The sequence below is a fragment of the Methylomonas aurea genome, from assembly GCF_024505045.1.
GTDB classification, from domain to species: Bacteria; Pseudomonadota; Gammaproteobacteria; order Methylococcales; family Methylomonadaceae; genus Methylomonas; species Methylomonas aurea.
This window is the reverse complement of record NZ_JANIBM010000031.1, coordinates 17,953-33,852: the sequence shown is the minus strand read 5'-3', so window position 1 is coordinate 33,852 and position 15,900 is coordinate 17,953. Positions and strand designations below refer to the sequence as shown.

Annotated in this window: 16 protein-coding genes; 5 read left to right on the top strand and 11 right to left on the bottom strand. The window is 59.8% G+C overall.

The genetic code is table 11. From position 1 onward, the window contains the following. Nucleotides 1-31: 31 nt before the first annotated feature. Nucleotides 32-220 (bottom strand): hypothetical protein, encoded by a 189-nt coding sequence (locus NP603_RS17610; protein ID WP_256612216.1) that lies wholly within the window; start codon nt 218-220, stop codon nt 32-34. Here NP603_RS17610 and NP603_RS17605 point away from each other — a divergent pair. Next, entirely contained in the window at nt 219-488 is a 270-nt protein-coding gene (locus NP603_RS17605; RefSeq protein ID WP_256612215.1) for a hypothetical protein, read from the top strand. The two genes, NP603_RS17610 and NP603_RS17605, sit on opposite strands and share 2 nt — an antisense overlap. Nucleotides 489-629: 141 nt before the next feature. Here NP603_RS17605 and NP603_RS17600 read toward each other — a convergent pair whose 3' ends face one another. Beyond that, the gene (locus NP603_RS17600; protein ID WP_256612214.1) at nt 630-1,853 is read right to left on the bottom strand and encodes an exo-alpha-sialidase; all 1,224 of its coding nucleotides are present in this window, start codon (nt 1,851-1,853) and stop codon (nt 630-632) included. Between the two features lie 27 nt (nt 1,854-1,880). Next, nucleotides 1,881-4,409, bottom strand: coding sequence for a TonB-dependent siderophore receptor (locus NP603_RS17595; RefSeq protein ID WP_256612213.1), 2,529 nt, complete (start codon nt 4,407-4,409; stop codon nt 1,881-1,883). Nucleotides 4,410-4,629: 220 nt separating this feature from the next. On the opposite strand from NP603_RS17595, the gene NP603_RS17590 reads away from it, so the two are divergent. Together NP603_RS17590 and NP603_RS17585 are read left to right on the top strand one after the other, a co-directional pair. Then, nucleotides 4,630-5,043 carry a GFA family protein gene (locus tag NP603_RS17590; RefSeq protein ID WP_256612212.1) on the top strand — a complete coding sequence of 138 codons (414 nt, stop codon included), beginning with the start codon at nt 4,630-4,632 and terminating at the stop codon, nt 5,041-5,043. A 25-nt stretch (nt 5,044-5,068) separates the two neighbouring features. Then, nucleotides 5,069-6,064, top strand: coding sequence for a Gfo/Idh/MocA family protein (locus NP603_RS17585; RefSeq protein ID WP_256612210.1), 996 nt, complete (start codon nt 5,069-5,071; stop codon nt 6,062-6,064). 25 nt (nt 6,065-6,089) lie between these two features. On the opposite strand, the gene NP603_RS17580 is transcribed toward NP603_RS17585, so the two are convergent. The 5 genes from NP603_RS17580 to NP603_RS17560 form a co-directional block, all read right to left on the bottom strand. Continuing rightward, on the bottom strand, nt 6,090-8,252 hold the full coding sequence (locus NP603_RS17580) for a hemerythrin domain-containing protein (protein WP_256612209.1): 2,163 nt from the start codon (nt 8,250-8,252) through the stop codon (nt 6,090-6,092). Between the two features lie 167 nt (nt 8,253-8,419). Then, nucleotides 8,420-9,448 (bottom strand): GlxA family transcriptional regulator, encoded by a 1,029-nt coding sequence (locus tag NP603_RS17575; protein WP_256612208.1) that lies wholly within the window; start codon nt 9,446-9,448, stop codon nt 8,420-8,422. A 209-nt stretch (nt 9,449-9,657) separates the two neighbouring features. Beyond that, a complete protein-coding gene (locus NP603_RS17570; protein ID WP_256612207.1) occupies nt 9,658-12,201 on the bottom strand; it encodes a TonB-dependent siderophore receptor in 2,544 nt (847 codons plus the stop codon). A gap of 166 nt (nt 12,202-12,367) precedes the next feature. Next, nucleotides 12,368-13,333: a FecR family protein gene (locus NP603_RS17565; RefSeq protein ID WP_256612205.1), complete on the bottom strand. Its 966-nt coding sequence runs from the start codon at nt 13,331-13,333 to the stop codon at nt 12,368-12,370. 62 nt (nt 13,334-13,395) lie between these two features. Beyond that, nucleotides 13,396-13,914, bottom strand: a complete 519-nt coding sequence (locus tag NP603_RS17560; protein WP_256612204.1) for an RNA polymerase sigma factor — start codon at nt 13,912-13,914, stop codon at nt 13,396-13,398. 340 nt (nt 13,915-14,254) lie between these two features. On the opposite strand from NP603_RS17560, the gene NP603_RS17555 reads away from it, so the two are divergent. After that, a complete protein-coding gene (locus NP603_RS17555) occupies nt 14,255-14,425 on the top strand; it encodes a hypothetical protein (RefSeq protein ID WP_256612203.1) in 171 nt (56 codons plus the stop codon). Between the two features lies 1 nt (nt 14,426). Here the strand turns inward: NP603_RS17555 and NP603_RS17550 are convergent, their stop codons facing one another. The 3 genes from NP603_RS17550 to NP603_RS17540 form a co-directional block, all read right to left on the bottom strand. Further along, the gene (locus NP603_RS17550; RefSeq protein WP_256612202.1) at nt 14,427-14,570 is read right to left on the bottom strand and encodes a hypothetical protein; all 144 of its coding nucleotides are present in this window, start codon (nt 14,568-14,570) and stop codon (nt 14,427-14,429) included. Nucleotides 14,571-14,779: 209 nt separating this feature from the next. Then, nucleotides 14,780-15,085: a type II toxin-antitoxin system RelE/ParE family toxin gene (locus tag NP603_RS17545; protein ID WP_256612201.1), complete on the bottom strand. Its 306-nt coding sequence runs from the start codon at nt 15,083-15,085 to the stop codon at nt 14,780-14,782. Then, entirely contained in the window at nt 15,082-15,270 is a 189-nt protein-coding gene (locus tag NP603_RS17540) for a hypothetical protein (protein ID WP_256612200.1), read from the bottom strand. Before NP603_RS17540 ends, NP603_RS17545 begins: the two co-directional genes overlap by 4 nt. A 254-nt stretch (nt 15,271-15,524) precedes the next feature. Between NP603_RS17540 and NP603_RS17535 the strand changes: the two genes are divergently transcribed. After that, on the top strand, nt 15,525-15,746 hold the full coding sequence (locus NP603_RS17535; protein WP_256612199.1) for a hypothetical protein: 222 nt from the start codon (nt 15,525-15,527) through the stop codon (nt 15,744-15,746). Nucleotides 15,747-15,900 lie beyond the last annotated feature (154 nt).

Below are 15,900 nucleotides of genomic sequence, written 5' to 3'. Positions count from 1 at the left end.
CACCGTGTTCAGCGACAACAATTGCCGATTCTCAGTGATGCCAGTGGTGGCGGTGATGGCGATGATGCCAGCCGCCGTGGCGCGGGCCGGCGTCGTAGCCGTAACCGCGGCGAGGCGCATAATAGCCGGCCTGTCCATGGCCGTAGGGGACGTAAGCCACGCATCCGGAAAGCCAAACCAAACCGGCCATCACTAACCACGAGCGTATGTTCCTGCTCATGACTACCACCCGCCGCGCCGATAATCATAATCGGGGTGAGGCGCGTACCAATCTTGCCGGTAATCTCTGGGCGGCGGCATTTCACGGTAGCGTGGCGGCAAGCGATGGTAACCCCATCCCGGCGGAAAATATGCCGGACGGTAAGGCCCGTAATGGTGATGATGACGGTGGTGATGGTGCCCATGGTGGCGCCGATGTCCCCAATCCCCGTGTGCGGCGGCAACGCCGGAAAAAGCCAAACACAACAAAGCAATCGTTAGCAACCTGAACATATATCCTCCTTTGCGGACTGTTTCAGTTGCGGAAAATTGTTGGCTATTCAGCTTAATACCGGCTTAGCGCAATGATCGGTCGCGCGACAGGGTTATCGCTCCGCGCCACCCTCCATCCTGCGAAAATTGCGGGCGGGTCAGTTCAATTCCACCACGGCCAGCCGCACTCGCTTCAAGACCGGATCGGTCCAGGCCACGTAGGCTTGGTTGCCGATCACTTGCGTCGCCAGATACTTGCTGGGCCATTTCGGAAAGCCGCCGCGGTAGAGCGTGGTGCGCCGGCTGATTTTACCGTCCTCGCCGAGCTTGGCGACGCGCAATTCGTCGTCCGGCCCCTGCCGGCCGCGCCAACTGACCAGCGCCGAACCGTCTTCCAGCAACACGGCGTTGGCGTAACCGCTGGCGTCGGCATCCAGTTCGATTGGCGCCCGGAACGTTTCGCCCCCGTCGTGCGAGAACGCCGCCTTGACCCGGCCTTTGCCGTCGGCGGCGCTGAACCAGGCCACCACCGCATTGGCCGGCGCCAGATCGACCGACGGCCCGTTACTCGGGCAACCGCCTATCACCCAGCCGTCGGCATGAACACCACCGATTTGCGGCGTTGCGCTAACCGGTTGCCAGCGCACGACGCCGATGTCGCGGATTTCGCCGGCGGCATGATCCCGATAGACCGTCAGCAAGCGTTCGCCCAGCGCCGCAGTGTAGCTGCGGCAGCAGGAACAAACGTCGTTGTCCAGAATTTGCTCGGGGTTCGCCCGCCAATCCCTATCGATCACGGTCGACATCAGTTGGTAGCGGTTGGCTTTGGGATCGGCGGCCGGGTCGTGGCTGGCAAAGCGCATATCGGTCCAGACCAACGCCAAACGCCCGCCCGGCAGCGCCGCCAGCGACATTTGCGCATCATAGATTCGCGCCGCCTCGCCGTAGGGTTTCAGCGGCGGACTCCAGCTCAGGCCGCCGTCGATCGAGCGCGCCAGATAAATATCCGCTGCGTAGCGGTCCGCCGACTGCTTCGGGTACGGCATCCAGGCGGCCGCCAAGCTGCCGTCGCTCAAACCCAACACCACCGGCGGATCGGCCAGTTTGCCTTCCTCGCGGATTACCGCTAACGGCAGGCTCCAGCCGGATTTTTCCAACACCGCAAATTTGGCGGTGCTGGTCCGGCCATCGGTTTCCACCCAACTCAGGATCAGCTCGCCCGCCGCGGTTTTTTCCAGGTGGTGTTGTTGGCTATTGTCGGCGGCCGGCGCGGCCAATTCCCGCCACGGCAGCGGCCGGTCGGCGAAGGCCGCGGAGCTGACGCCGGCCAATAAAACCAAAAGTGCAACGGTGGCCGTTCCGGTCCGGGAAAATATGTTCATACCTTGTGCCTCTGCAGCGCAGCCGGATCAATACTCCACCCGAATCGAACCGACCGCGGTCAGCGGCGCGCCCGGATAAACGCCGAGCGCTGGCGCGACGTTGGAATCGGGATCGGTGGATTCGTAATATTCCTTATCCAGCAAATTGCGAATGTTGAATTGGGCGGTAATCCTGGAACCGCCGATTTTGTGTTTATACGCCAAAAACGCATCCATCCGCACGTAGCCCGGCATCTGGAAACTGTTGGCATTGTCGCCCTCGCGCTGTCCGGCGGCTATGCCGCCGAGGCCGGCACTGAACCCGTCCCTGGCGGCATAGCCGTTCGCATCGTAGCGTAACCACAAACTGCCGGAATGTTCCGGCACGTTGTTCATGCGGTTACCGCGGGTAGCGCCGCCGTAGTCCTTGAGAATTCTGGCGTCGGTGAATGCATAACTGCCGATCAAGCTGAAGTTGTTGCTCAGGTAACCGGTCACGTCCAGCTCGATACCCTGGCTGCGCTGCAGGTTGGCGATCTTGTCGAACGGGTCCGGCGTGCTCAAATCGTTGACCAAAATATTGTCTTTTTCCAGGTGGTAATAGGCCAAGGTCGCCAACAAGCGCTGGTCGAACAAGCGGGTCTTGATGCCGGCCTCGAATTGTTCGCCGATCTGCGGATCGAAGGTTCTGCCGTCGGCGCTCGGCGCATTATTGGCGCCGAACGAAGTGGTCCAGTTGCCGTACAGGTTCAACTCGTCGAACAATTCGTAGGCAATGCCGACTTTGGGGCTGAAACCCTGGTCCTCCCGTTTGAAGGCGTCGACCCGGCTTTCGGCGGTGGCGAAATCGAAACCGTTGCCGCGCCCGGTCTCGGTCCAGTCGTAACGGCCGCCGCCCATGACGTGCAGCTTATCCCACAACGTGATCTGGTCCTGAAAATACACGCCGTACCAGCCGTTGTAAATCGAGGCGCGGTTACCGATGCCGCCATTGGCAGCCGTGCCGAAGGTGTCGCCGACCGTGGCAAAGGCGTTGTCGAACGTCGCTTGCGGAATACCGTAACTCGGGTACGGATCGTAGATATTGATCGCCAACGCCGGATTCGCGCTCTTCCAACGGCCGTCGCCGCCGTACTTGTTGAAGGTGCGGTAAAAATCGAATCCTAGCAACAGGTCATGCTTCAACTCGCCGGTTTGAAATTTGCCGGTGATATCCAGGTTGGCCGCGTAATGCTCCTGTTCAGTCATTTGCCGAAAAATATTGCGCTGCATCAGTCCGGTAGTCTGGTTCAGGGCCGCCGCCGCATTGAAGGCCGGCCCCGGATTGACGAAAGTAGTGCCGCCCTCGGCCAGACTGGCCAGGAAACGATTGTGGATCGCCCAATCCTGGTTAAAGCGGTGGTTGATTTCGGTACCGATTTTGACGCCGGATTGCTCGCCCATCGGCGTGTTCGGATCGCCCAGGTTGCGGCTGATCGGTATCGCCGCCGGTCGCTTGCCGATTACCGGAATACCGAAGTCGGCCGGCGCAGTTTTATCGGTGCCTTCGATGTCGAGGGTCAGATCGGTGGCATCGCTGGGACGCCAAGTAATGCTGGGATTGAACACCATTCGGTCCACCGAGACGAAATCCCGAAACGAACCGTTGCTCTGGTAAGCGCCGGAGAAACGGTAGACCAGAGATTTGTCCGCCGTCAGCGGACCGCCAGCGTCCCATTGCGTCCGATAATGGTCGTAGTTGCCGAACTGCTGTTCCAGCGAGTAATAGGCGCTATCCAGGCCGCGTTTGGTGGTCAGATTGATCATGCCGCCCGGCTCGGTACGGCCGTAGAGTTGAGCCGGGCCTTTGATGACTTCCACGTTTTCCAGATTGCCGGCGTCGAAATCGCCGAAAAAGGCTTCACTGGCCATCAGGCCGTTGCGATAGACGTTGCCGTTACGGAAGCCGCGAATGATGAATCCGGTTCCGCCGCCGAGGGAAGGATTGGCGCGCACGCCGCTGACGTTCTCCAGTGCATCCTTGATCCGGGTGGTTTTCTGGTCGTCCATCACCGCCCGCGATACCACCTGAATCGAAGTCGGCGTTTCGAAAATCGGGGCATTGGTTTTGGTCGCGGCGAAGGATTTATCGACCGCGTAGTCCTTGCTGTACGGATCGCTCGCGCCGTAACTGCGGGAACCGGACACTGTTACGGCCGACAAGGTCGAAACCTCGGCCGACGTAGCCGGCGCCCTTTCCAGCGTGATGGTGCCGTTTGCCGTCGTGCGCGGCACCAGCCCGGAACCGGCCAATAGCCTTTGCAGCGCCTGCCGCGCGGTGAACTGGCCGTTCACGCCGGGCGATTGCAGGCCAGCCGCCAGTTCCGCCGGATAACTCAGCGCCATGCCGCTGGCGTCGGCAAACGCGTTCAACGCCGATGCCAGCGCCTGCGGCGGGATATCGAACGCCTGGGCCCGCTCGGCGGCAAACGCCGGCGGGACGCTGGCTAACGCCAACGCCGCCAACGGCAGCGTCCGCGACATAAACGGGGAAGGACGGAATACGCCGCGCAAGCTGCGGCTGTTTCGGCTGGCCATTGCTATCTCCTTAATCGATACGAAAGATGCCTCAAACCTTGAAGCTGCAATGAAGACGGGCCAGCGGACGATTCCCTCAATACTTCCGGCGATTTTTTCGGCAGACTTAGCCGACCGTTCGCGCCGTCGCTTGACGTCGTTACGGGTGCCGGTGCATGCTGCCGCGGATTCACCGCCCGCCGAAACCGGCTTTCCGGCGATCGACAATACAGGAGGCCCCATGTCCGAAACCACGTTAAACGGCAGTTGCTTGTGCGGCGCCGTAAAGTTTCAAGTCCGCGGCGAACCGCAACGCTTTTACCACTGCCATTGCCAACGCTGCCGCAAAGCCTCCGGCACCGGCCATGCCAGCAATCTATTCCTCAGCAACGCGACACTAAACTTTAGCCAAGGCGAAACTTTGTTGAAGCGTTATAAAGTACCCGAAGCTCAACGCTTTGCCCGCCAGTTTTGCAGCGAATGCGGCTGCGCCGTCGCCCGTTTCGTGCCGGAATTGGCTGCGGTATTGATTCCGGCCGGCACCTTGGACGACGACGCTCCGATCCAGCCGCAAGCCCGGATTTTCTGGGATTCAAGAGCCGACTGGTCTTGCGCCGGCGACGATTTGCCGCGCTACGCCACATACCCGGCCTGAACCATCTGTCCGCGATTTCAAGCCGATGGCAATCCTACTCGACGAAGTCCGCTGGGGCATGATCGGCTGCGGCGCGGTCGCCGAACGAAAAAGTGCGCCGGCCTTCAACAAGGTCGCCCATTCCCGGCTGGTCGCGGTGACGGGCCGCAGCGCCGAGAAAGCGGCGGATTATGCGGCGCGCCACGGCGTGCCGCGCTGGTATACCGACGCGGCAAAGCTGATGGCCGATCCGGAAGTCAACGCCGTCTACATCGCGACACCGCCATCCAGCCATGCCGAATATGCGCTGCAAGCCTTGCGCGCCGGCAAGCCGGTCTACGTGGAAAAGCCGATGGCCCGCCGTTATGCCGATTGTCTGGCCATGAACCAAGCCGCCCGCGACGCCGGATTGCCGTTGTTCGTGGCCTATTACCGCCGCGCGTTGCCGTATTTTTTGCAGATCAAGGCGCTGATCGACGCCGCCGCGATCGGTACGGTATTGGCCGCCAACATCCGCCTGGTGCAAGCGCAGCGCCCGGCCGACCGCAATCCGAAGCAATTGCCCTGGCGCGTCATTCCGGATATCGCTGGCGGCGGCTATTTTTACGATCTGGCCTGCCATACGCTGGACGCGCTGGATTTCATTTTGGGTCCGATCGTCGACGTCACCGGCCATTGCGCCAATCGCGGCGGCCTTTATGCAGCGGAAGACACCGTTGCGGCAGCGTTTCGCTTTGCCAACGGCGCAACCGGCTCCGGCTTTTGGTGTTTCGCCGCCGCAGAATCCTGCCGAGACGACAGCGTCGAAATTCTGGGCAGCGCCGGTGCGCTGCGCTTTTCCACTTTCGCCTTTACTCCGATCGTGCTGGAAAACGTTGCCGGAACCCGGCAATTTCTGCCGTCGAACCCGGAAAACATCCAGTTGCACCTGATCGAAGCGATTGTCGCCGAATTGCGCGGCTTGGGCCGCGCGCCGTCCACCGGCGAAACTGCGGCCAGAACCAACTGGGTAATGGACGCGATCTGCGGGCATTTGGGGTGAAAGGCCACCCTTGCCAAGCAAACGGCTACACACTGAACACGTTCATCTCCTTCCAGTGCTGGCTGAAGGCCATGTCGGAGTTGACAATGTGCTTGGTCCAGCGCTCGATGAATTCCGGCAGGTCGGTTTGAGCCAGTTGGTCGTGCTGAATTTTTTTGTCCATTTCCATCAGCTTCTCCAGCATCAGATTGTGTTCCTTGGCGTGGTTAGGGTAATGCTGGAAACCCGATTTTTTCATCAACGCTTCTTCCTCGGCGAAATGCTCCTTGACGTGCTGGTACAGCTCGAACATCAGGTCCAGGCGTTCGTCCTTGTTGCGGGCCGCCAAAAGTTTGTCGGCAATTTTGAAGAAATCTTTGTGTTGATTGTCCACTTGAGGGTCGCCCATCGCATAACAATCCTGCCACACGCAATGCGCCATGCTGCCGGGCACCGCCTTGGCCACGCCGGCCGGTTGGCGATGTTTGGCGAGGTAGTCCGCGGTTTTGTCGTCGCATTTTTTGAATACGAACGCTTTACGGGCCTGATGGTAGGCATCGCTGCCGTAAAAGTTGGCGTGCATCTGCGCCAGCTCGAATTTCCGGTACGCCGCCAACGGTTTGATGGCCTCGTTTCGGCAACGGATCGCAGCCTTTTCGGCCAACATTTTTTGCAGATTGGCCGGGTCGGCGATCAAGGTGTTGACTGAATGGCGGATTTGCGCGACGAAGATCGCATGCTGCCGATCGAGCACCTTGTCGACCATGCCCAGGTGCCAGGCCCGGCGCGCGCTGAGCGGCAGGCGCTGTTCGGTCAATTCGGCCGCGGTGGCGTGCCCCACCCGCTTCGGCAATAAATAGGTCCAATATTCGGAGCCGTACAACTCGCCCATGTTTTTGTAGTGCGGGTTGAAAACCACGCCGTCGCGGGCAAACACCTTGTCCGGCGCCAGCGCCAATATCGCGCCACCAGCGCCGGCGTTGCCGGCCACTGCGGCAACGGTGAGCTTGTCCATGGTGGTGATGATTTGCAGGATCAGATCGTCGATGGCGTTGATGTTGTCCCAGGATTCGTCGGCCGGATTGGCCGCGGCCTCGATCCGGTTTAAATGGATGCCGTTGGACCAGAAATCTTCGCCGCCGCTCAGGACGATCGCTTTCACATCCAGCGTCGCCACGTGTTGATAAACCCGCAACAGCAAGCGGCATTGCTCGGTGGACATGCCGCCGTTGTGAAACTGAAAATGTAAGTACGCGGCCTGGCCGGCGATTTCGTACCAAACTTCCTGCCAGGGATAGTGCCGGTCTGGCTGGGTGTAATCGAGTTCGATGCGCTTGACGGATTTGCCGAACCAGCCCGACAGACCGGATTGCGGTTTCGGCAGCAAATCGGCCAATGCGGTTGCCGCCGGCAGCTTGATCGCACTGGCATCGTCGGTTTTGGGTTTCAGATGGCCGATCCAGATCGAGCCGTCGAGCGTGGCGCGGCAAATCGGGCCGTCGGCAACGGCGACGATCTCGCCGGGTTTGCCGCCGAAGCGCTCGCCGGCCGCGGCGTTGTATAAAAAAAACGGCCGGCCGCACAGCTCGTCCAGCACGCCGGGACTGCCGTCGGCGGCGTGGATTCTGGCCAGGATTTCGGCGGTAGTGTGCCGGCTCCAGTCAATGCGGCGATCGGCTTGTTTCATGGCCGACCGCAGCCGGCCTTTGACGTCGGCCCGATTGTAGTCCAGCGGTTCCGGCCGAAAATGCGGCGAATCCAGATAGGTCATGGCTTCCCACAGGCAGTCGACCGCGCACTGCGCTACCTCCCGATTGAATATACTGCTCTTGCTGGCCCGGCGTAGCGGGAAACGTTTCGCCGCCCAAATCGCGCCGGCATCCATTTCCCGGTCGGCGGCCAGCAGCGTTACCCCCCATTCCGCTAGACGTTCCTGAATCGCCCAGTCCAGCGACGACGGGCCGCGATCGCCCTTGATACCGGGATGCACGATCAAGCAGAGATACTTGCTGTACAGCGTTTCCGGCAGGCGCCGGGTCAGGTATGGACACAGAATCAGATCCGGTTTGAACAATTCCGCGCCTTCGATCAGTTGCGCGTCGTTGCCGAGGTGCAATTCCACCGAGACGTCGTAACCGGCGTCGTCCAACTCGGTGTAAAAACGTTGAGTCAGCCCAGAAAAGGCAGTTGAAATCAATAATATACGCATGACGGTTCTCCTGGGAGTGGTTACTGCCGGACATAGCGGTAGCCTGTCCGGCCGGCGGTATCGCCGCGGTTATTGGGGGGAATTCAGCACCAGCCGATAACGCTCCGGGTACGAAGGAAATCTGGCGGCTAACGTCGGTGCTGTTGCCGGGCCTTATCCGGGCTTGGTCAATGCAGAGATGTGGCTCGACTGAATCGCTGTCGATAGTTTTGCGGATTGACTCCTAACTGGCGGAGGAAGGTGCGCCGCATGCGCTCCGGGTCCTTGAAGCCGGTCTTATCGGCGACGCTTTCGATGGAGAGTTCGGTAGTTTCCAGAAAATGCCGGGCTTGGTCGATGCGGGCGGTTTCGACGAACTTGGCCGGGGTCATGCCGGTTTCGTTCAGAAACACCCGGGCGAAATTGCGCGGACTCATCGCCAAACGTTCCGCCATCGCTTCCACTTTCAGATCGGTATGCAAATTGGCGACAATCCAGGATTGCAATTCGCGCAAGTCGGTGCGTTGGAACGCTTCGTTGGATAAATAACTGCTGAACTGGGATTGGCCACCCGGCCGTTTCAGAAACACGACCAGGAAGCGGGCAACATATAGCGCCAAATCGCGGCCCCAGTCTTCCTCGAGCATGGCCAGAGCCAGATCGATGCCGGAGGTGATGCCGCCGGAGGTGAAAATATGACCGTGTTTGATGAAAATCCGGTCGGCTTCGACCTGGATGTTCGGATAGCATTGCGCGAATTGCTGGCTGTAATGCCAGTGGGTGGTGGCAATCCGGCCGTCCAGCAGGCCGGCCTCGGCTAACAAAAAGGCGCCGGTACACACCGAGGCGATGCGCCGGACCTTAGGCGCCATCGCGGCGATCCAGTCCAACAGTTCCCGGTTGTGCACTTCCCGCGAAATGTCGCCGCCGGGAATCAGCAAGGTATCGTATTCGGCCGAACTATCGCCGTAAATGTCTTCGGCGACGACTTGCAGGCCGGACATGGTCGCTACCGGCCCGGGGCTGCTACCCAACAGCTTGATCGTGTAAATCGGCTCGCAGTCGATACCGTGTTGGCCCAAGCCGAGATTGGCGAAGTTGAACACTTCGAACGGCCCGGTGATGTCCAGCGATTCCACGCCGGGAAACGCGACGATGCCGACAGTGCGCGATTGATATTTGAAGTTCTCCGGATGAGCAAAGCTAAATGCCGTCATGACACTTTCCCCCGTTAGCTGGTCTCGCTACCAAGCCTACTCGTTCTGGCGGAGGATTCAATGACAACTTTCCCTCGTTTTCTGCCAAAGCAATTTACGGCCGGCCTGCCAACGATTGCCGGTGGACGCTCGGCCGCATTCCGCGACGTTACCCGGGATAGATCGAGGAGTTGCGGCCTATGCCGCAACCAGCCGGCTCCCAGCCCGGTTTAAAACTCCACCTTGACCGAGCCGATCGCCATCAGCGGCGCGCCGGGGTAGACGCCGTTACGCGGCGAGACGTTGGCGTCGGGGTCGGTCGATTCGTAATAGGTTTTGTCCAACAAATTGCGGATATTGAATTGGACCGTGACCGGTAATCTATGCACATTCCATTTGTAGGCGGCAAACGCGTCCACTCGCACGTAGCCGGGCAACTGGAACGGGCTACCGTAATAGGCGTAATTGCCTTCACGCTTGCCGGCCAGCACGCCGCCGAGACCCATGCTGAAGCCTTCCGCCGCCTGGTAACCGTTGGCGTCGAATCTGAGCCACAAACTGCCGGAGTGTTCGGCCACATTGGGTAGCCGGGTGCCTTCGTAGCCGTCGTTGTTTTTGGTGATCCGGGCGTCGGTAAACGCGTAACTACTGATGATGCTGAAGTTGTCGCTCAAGCGGCCGCTGACATCGAGCTCGATCCCCTGGCTGCGCGCTTCGCCGATTGCGGCATTGTCGGTCGGGTCCGGCGTGCTCAGATCGGCGGTCATGATATTGTTCTTGGTCAGGTGGTAATAAGCCAGCGTTGCCAACAGGCGGTCGTCGAACAACTGGGTTTTGATGCCGGCTTCGAATTGTTCGCCGGTTTCCGGCGCCAAAGCCTGACCGGCGGCGGTGATGCCGTTATTGGCGCCGAAGGAATTACTCCAACTGCCGTATACGCTGAGCCAATGCCAAGGTTGGTAGAGGATGCCGACTCTCGGGCTGAAGGCCTCGTCCTTGCGCTTGACCGACGGATTGGAATAGTCCAGCGCATTTTCCGCAGCGGCTTCGGTGGCGCCGCGGCCGCGGCCGACTTCGGCCCAATCGTAACGGCCGCCGCCGTAGATATGCAGTTTGTCCCACAGCGTGATGTGATCCTGAAAATAGGCGCCGTACCATTCGGTGACGAACATCGAATATTCGCGGCCGGGCTGGACGTAAGTGGCCAAAGTCGAATCGAATAACGAAGTCGGGATGCCATAACTGGCGCGCGGATTAAAAATATCGATATCCAGCGCCGGATTGCGGTTCTGCCAGTCGCCCTGGGTGTGGTACATGGTGTGCGACAGGGTGTAGTCGAAGCCGACCAGGGCGTCGTGCTGCATCCCCAACAGCTGGAATTTACCGGTCAAATCCAGATTGGTGGTGTAGGCCTCGACTTCGTTCTCCTGCGAGAAAATATTGCGGCCCAGCGTGCGGTTGTCGGCCAGCAACGCGTTATCGAAGGCCGGCGACGGGTTGATAAACACTTGGTCGTTGTTTTCCCGGCTCATTAGGAAGCGGTTATGAATCGCCCAATCCTGGTTGAAACGGTGGTTGAACTCGGTGCCCAAGTGAACCTTAGTTAGATGGTCGACCGGATCGTTGGGGTCGCCGAAGCTGTTGCCGATCGGGATATCGGCCGGGCGGGTGCCGACGGCGGGAATACCGAAATCGGCTTGGTAATCCTGCTTCAAGCCTTCCACATTCAAGGTAAAGTCGGTGGCATCGCTCGGCTTCCAGGTGATGCTCGGCGACACGCTGACCCGGTCGGTAAAGATCAAATCCCGGAACGAATTGTTGTCCTGGTACGAGCCGGAGAAGCGGTAAAGCAAGGTTTTATCGTCGTTGAGCGGGCCGGTCGCGTCCCATTGGGTGCGATAGTGATCGTAGGAGCCAAACTGCTGCTCCAACGAATAAAACGGCGTTTCCGACGGTTTTTTGGTGGTGACGTTGATCAAACCGCCCGGTTCGCTACGGCCGTATAGCATCGCCGACGGCCCTTTCAAAATTTCGACGCTTTCCAGATTGGCAATATCGAATTCGCTGTTGAAGCCGTTGGATTGGGTCGTGATCAAGCCATTGCGGAAGACGTGGTCCACTTTAAAGCCGCGGACGATAAAGCCGGTACCCATGCCCAGCGTAGGTTGGGCGCGGACGCCGCTGACGTTTTCCAAGGCATCCTTGATCCGGGTGTTTTTCTGGTCCTCCATCACCGCGCGGGGCACGACCTGGATCGACGCGGCGGTATCGAAGATCGGCGTATCGGTTTTGGTGGCGGCGGCGCTATGCGTTTTGGCGTACTCCCGGCTGCGCGGATCGTTGTCGTCGAGGTAAGACGACTTGCCGACCACGGTAACGCTGGGCAACGTGGTCGAACCGGGCGCGGACTGCGGATCGTTGACTGCCGTTTTTTCCAGAATCACCGAATTACCCTGGCCGGCCTTGTGCGCCAAGCCGCTGCCAGCCAATAACTTCTGCAAGGCCTGAGCCGCGCTCATGCGGCCGGACAGCGCCGGCGCCTGCAAACTGCTGACCAAATCCGGCGCGTAGACGAACTGGACTCCGGTTTGTTCGGCCAATCGACTCAAGGCCGAATACAGCGGTTGCGCGGCGATCTCGAATTGGTAAACCGCGGCGGAATTGGCTGCTGCCGGCTCGGCAAAGCCGGGCTGAATCGCCGCTGAGGCGCTGAGGCCCAGGCATAGCGTGGCGGCGGCGCGGTTACGGCTGCGGCGGAGAGGAAGAGGTTTCATATTGTCCTTGGTGTTTAGTTGATTCCAAGGCTAATACGCATGGCAATACGGAAAGCCGTACTGAAAATCTGCGGCAAATTGTCGCGGTTTGTGCTGCTATGCGAATAGCCGAGCGCATGCCGCAATCGGACAGAACCTTTGGACTTTTTCGATAGCGGGCAGGTTATCAGCGCAAAAACAGCCAAGGGCCGGCTTTGACCACCGTTAGCGGCAGGGTTTGTTGCAGGGCATCTAGCCAATTGTCGATATGTTCCAGATCGACGGCGATATTGACCGGGCGCTGTGCCAGTTCCGCGTCCAGTAAGCGGATCGGCACCCGCCGGTAACGGTTGATTTCGGCGACCGCCTCGCCGAGCGTGATGAAATTGGCGATCAGGCGGCCGCGGCGCCAGGCGGCGACGGCCGAGCTATCGGCCGCTTCCGGCGCGCTTAATCCGCTGGCGCCGAAATGCAGGCGTTGGCCCGGCGCCAACACCGCGCTGTCGGCTTGCGCGCCGTGCGGAGACGGTCGACTGGCGCGGACCTTGCCCTGCAATAGACTGACCGATCCGGAATTGCCGTCGTAGCGCACCACAAAGCGGGTACCGAGCGCTTCGGTGGATGTCGTGCCTGCGACCACCCGGAACGGCCGCTGCGGATCGTGGGCGACTTCGAATTCGGCTTCGCCGCGCAGCAATACCACGCGGCGTTCGTTATCGTTCCAAACCACGTCCAGCGCGGTATCGGTGTTCAAGTGGGCGATACTGCCGTCGACCAGGGCGACCGAGGTCTGTTCGCCGATTCGGGTCCGGTAATCGGCCCAGGGTTGCTGCCAATAATCGGGATAGAATCCGGCCAAGGCGGCGACCAACAGCGAGGCGGCCGCGGCCAGCCCCACCCCGTGCCGCAACCAGACCGGGCGCCGACGGCCAGGCCGCCCCCGGCGACGGCGATCGGCTTGCAACGCCGCAGGCAGTTGCTGCCACAGCGCCTCTAAGTCGCGATAGGCCTGGTCGTGTTCGGCTGATTGCCGTCGCCACTGCGCGCATGCCTCCGCCGCAGCCGGGTCGGCGCTGCCGGACGTCAGCCGCAGATGCCAGTTTACGGCTTCCTGCTGCAGGCGTTCGCGGCGTTGTGCGGGCGTTTCGGACATCGGCGTAAGGCTAGGCGGTTGGGGGCGACCACTATAACCAAAGCCGCACAGGCAATGCCATACTATCGCTCCGGCGGGTCCAGAGCCTTCCGGCAGTTCAGCAGCGCTCTGGCCAATTGTTTCTCCACCCAACTGCAGGAAATACCCAAGTTCTTGGCAATTTGGGCGTGGCTCAGCCCTTCGACGCGGCTCAAAAATAAAATCTCGGCGCATTGGTCGGGAAGTTCCGCCAACGCGCTCTGTACGATGCCGAGTTGGTCGCGCGCCTGCACCAAACGTTCCGGTGCGGCGGCATCGTCGGCCTCGTTTTGTTCCAGATAGCGGTTGAGCAATTCGCCGCGCCGCTTTTGCCGGCGCAAATGGTCGACGGACAAGTTGGCGGCCACGGTAAACAACCAGGCCCGCACTTCGGTCTCGTTGCGCGGCGGCGGTTTCAGCAGCATCAGGCGCAGGTAGATGTCCTGGACCAAATCGGCCGCCGTTTCCTGGCAATGCAGGCGATGATTCAGAAACCGCTGGATGTGGGGGCGGGAATTCAGAAATGTCAGGTAAATATCTTGTTCGGAAAAAAACATGCTCATGAAAACCGGCCACTCCCCCGCATCGGACGAGCAAAGCCGCGAGCAGTGTTCGTGCCATTTCGGCGTTTTGTCGGCAACTCAAGCTGCGCGCGAGACTCGGCCAGGGCGGCGTCCGCCAAAACTGCGGCAAATGCCTCAGCCTGTGCGGCTTTTGCCGCAGTCTGCCGCCGATCGAATCGGCAATTTCGGCCCCGAACAGCGCGCGCCGATGTAGGCGCCGAACCGGGGTGCGGTTCCGTGTGGTGCCGGCCGGCAACCTTGCAATCCTGCACTCTCTCGCCGACCGACTTGACTTGCCGCGCCGGACGTAAGCGCCATGGCCGACTCCGAGCCGTAATGCATGGCCCGTAATTTGCTGACCGGAACGAACCTACATCCGTTTACTGCCAGCATGCCAACCGTCGGCGAATCCCAGTTACTTGACGCATTTTTGCGCTACCAAGCGGAAATCCGCCAATTTCTGGCGCGCAAGGTCGGCTGTGTCGACAGTTGTTGCGAGGTTCGGGCCTGAATTACCGTTTCAGCAACGGTAATACCGTCACACTGGAAAAATCGGCCGCCGTCGATCCGCAATCGGCTTTAGGCACAGCCACTTTGCCCAGCGTGACGGTACTGGGCAACCCGTAAGGTGGATTCGCCGATAGGCAATCCACCATGATGGCGGCTGAATGATGATTGCTTACCCTATTGCGATGGTCATTGGCTCGGTTGGGAGTTTGGCGGATTTTCGTTGCGCTCCGAATCCCCCTACCGCCTACAACCTCGACCAACTGGCCGCTATCAATAAAACCGGCTTGGCCGCTACCCTCTCGGGGGCAACGGTGCACACGAGCATTACACCAGTCAGCGCCTAACGGGGAGCCCGTTATTCATCAATCCGCGGAATATTCTGCCCGGCCAAATTACGGCTGCCATGTGTCACCATCACTATCTCGATGGTATCTGGGCGTAACCTATAGATGATTCGATAGCCTTGATAAATCACTTCCCGGATGCGTACATTATCGGCCTCCGGCATCGCTCGGCCACTGAGCGGAAATCGTGGTAAGTGACGAGTAGCGCGCAGCAAGCGTTCGACGAAAGGCTTGGCATAAACCGGCGAGTCTTGAGCGATGTAATCGCGGAGATGTTCAACGTCCAGCAACGCCCGACGTGACCAGATGACCTTCACGTGGAGTGCTGGCCTAGCAGTAGTTGTTCTACTTCTTCTTGTGTGTAGGAGCGTCCCTCATCAAGATCGCGTAGGCCCTCATCGAGTTTTTGCCGCACGTACAGCGCATACATTGCATCATCGAAGGTAGCCTGCTCCGGTAGATGGTCGGCAATGTCATGAACGATTTGTTTAATTGTCTGCATCTCGATTTCTCCTTACGACACTTGTTGAATCATGCGAGACATAATCTCATTCCAAAATTTCAGGAGATCCAGCCTACGCGAGGCGCACCCACAACGTCAAGACCGAAACCCCCGGTTCCGGACTGGCGAATTTGGTGACCAGCTACAGCTACGAGAGCGCGTTTAACAACCTGGCCAGCGTCACCGATCCCAAAGGCTTGGTGACCAGCGACGCCTAAACCGCGCAAGGTCTGCCTTCCACCGTCACCCGTCCCTTGGATGCCGCTGGCGCGGCCGCTGTAACGACCTATGCCTACACCAGCTTCCCAGCCGGCTACACTGCGTTTTCTCGGCCGACCGCCGTCACCGAGAAAACCACGGCGACCAACAGCGTCACCAATACCAAGGCCTATAACGCCACCAACAAATACCTGCCGCAAACCGTCATCGCCCCCGCAGGCTTGCATTCGGCTACAAGTAAGGGCTTGTATGCATAGCCGCACGCACTTCAATCAATCTTGCACTTGCACATGCCGGGAAATTCGCCGGTGAGGATTTTTCGCCTTGAAACGTCTTATCCGATAAATGCCGCAAAAACGGCATTCCGGAGGCCTACGCCGCAATCGAATGCCGTCAAGTTAAGGCTGAACG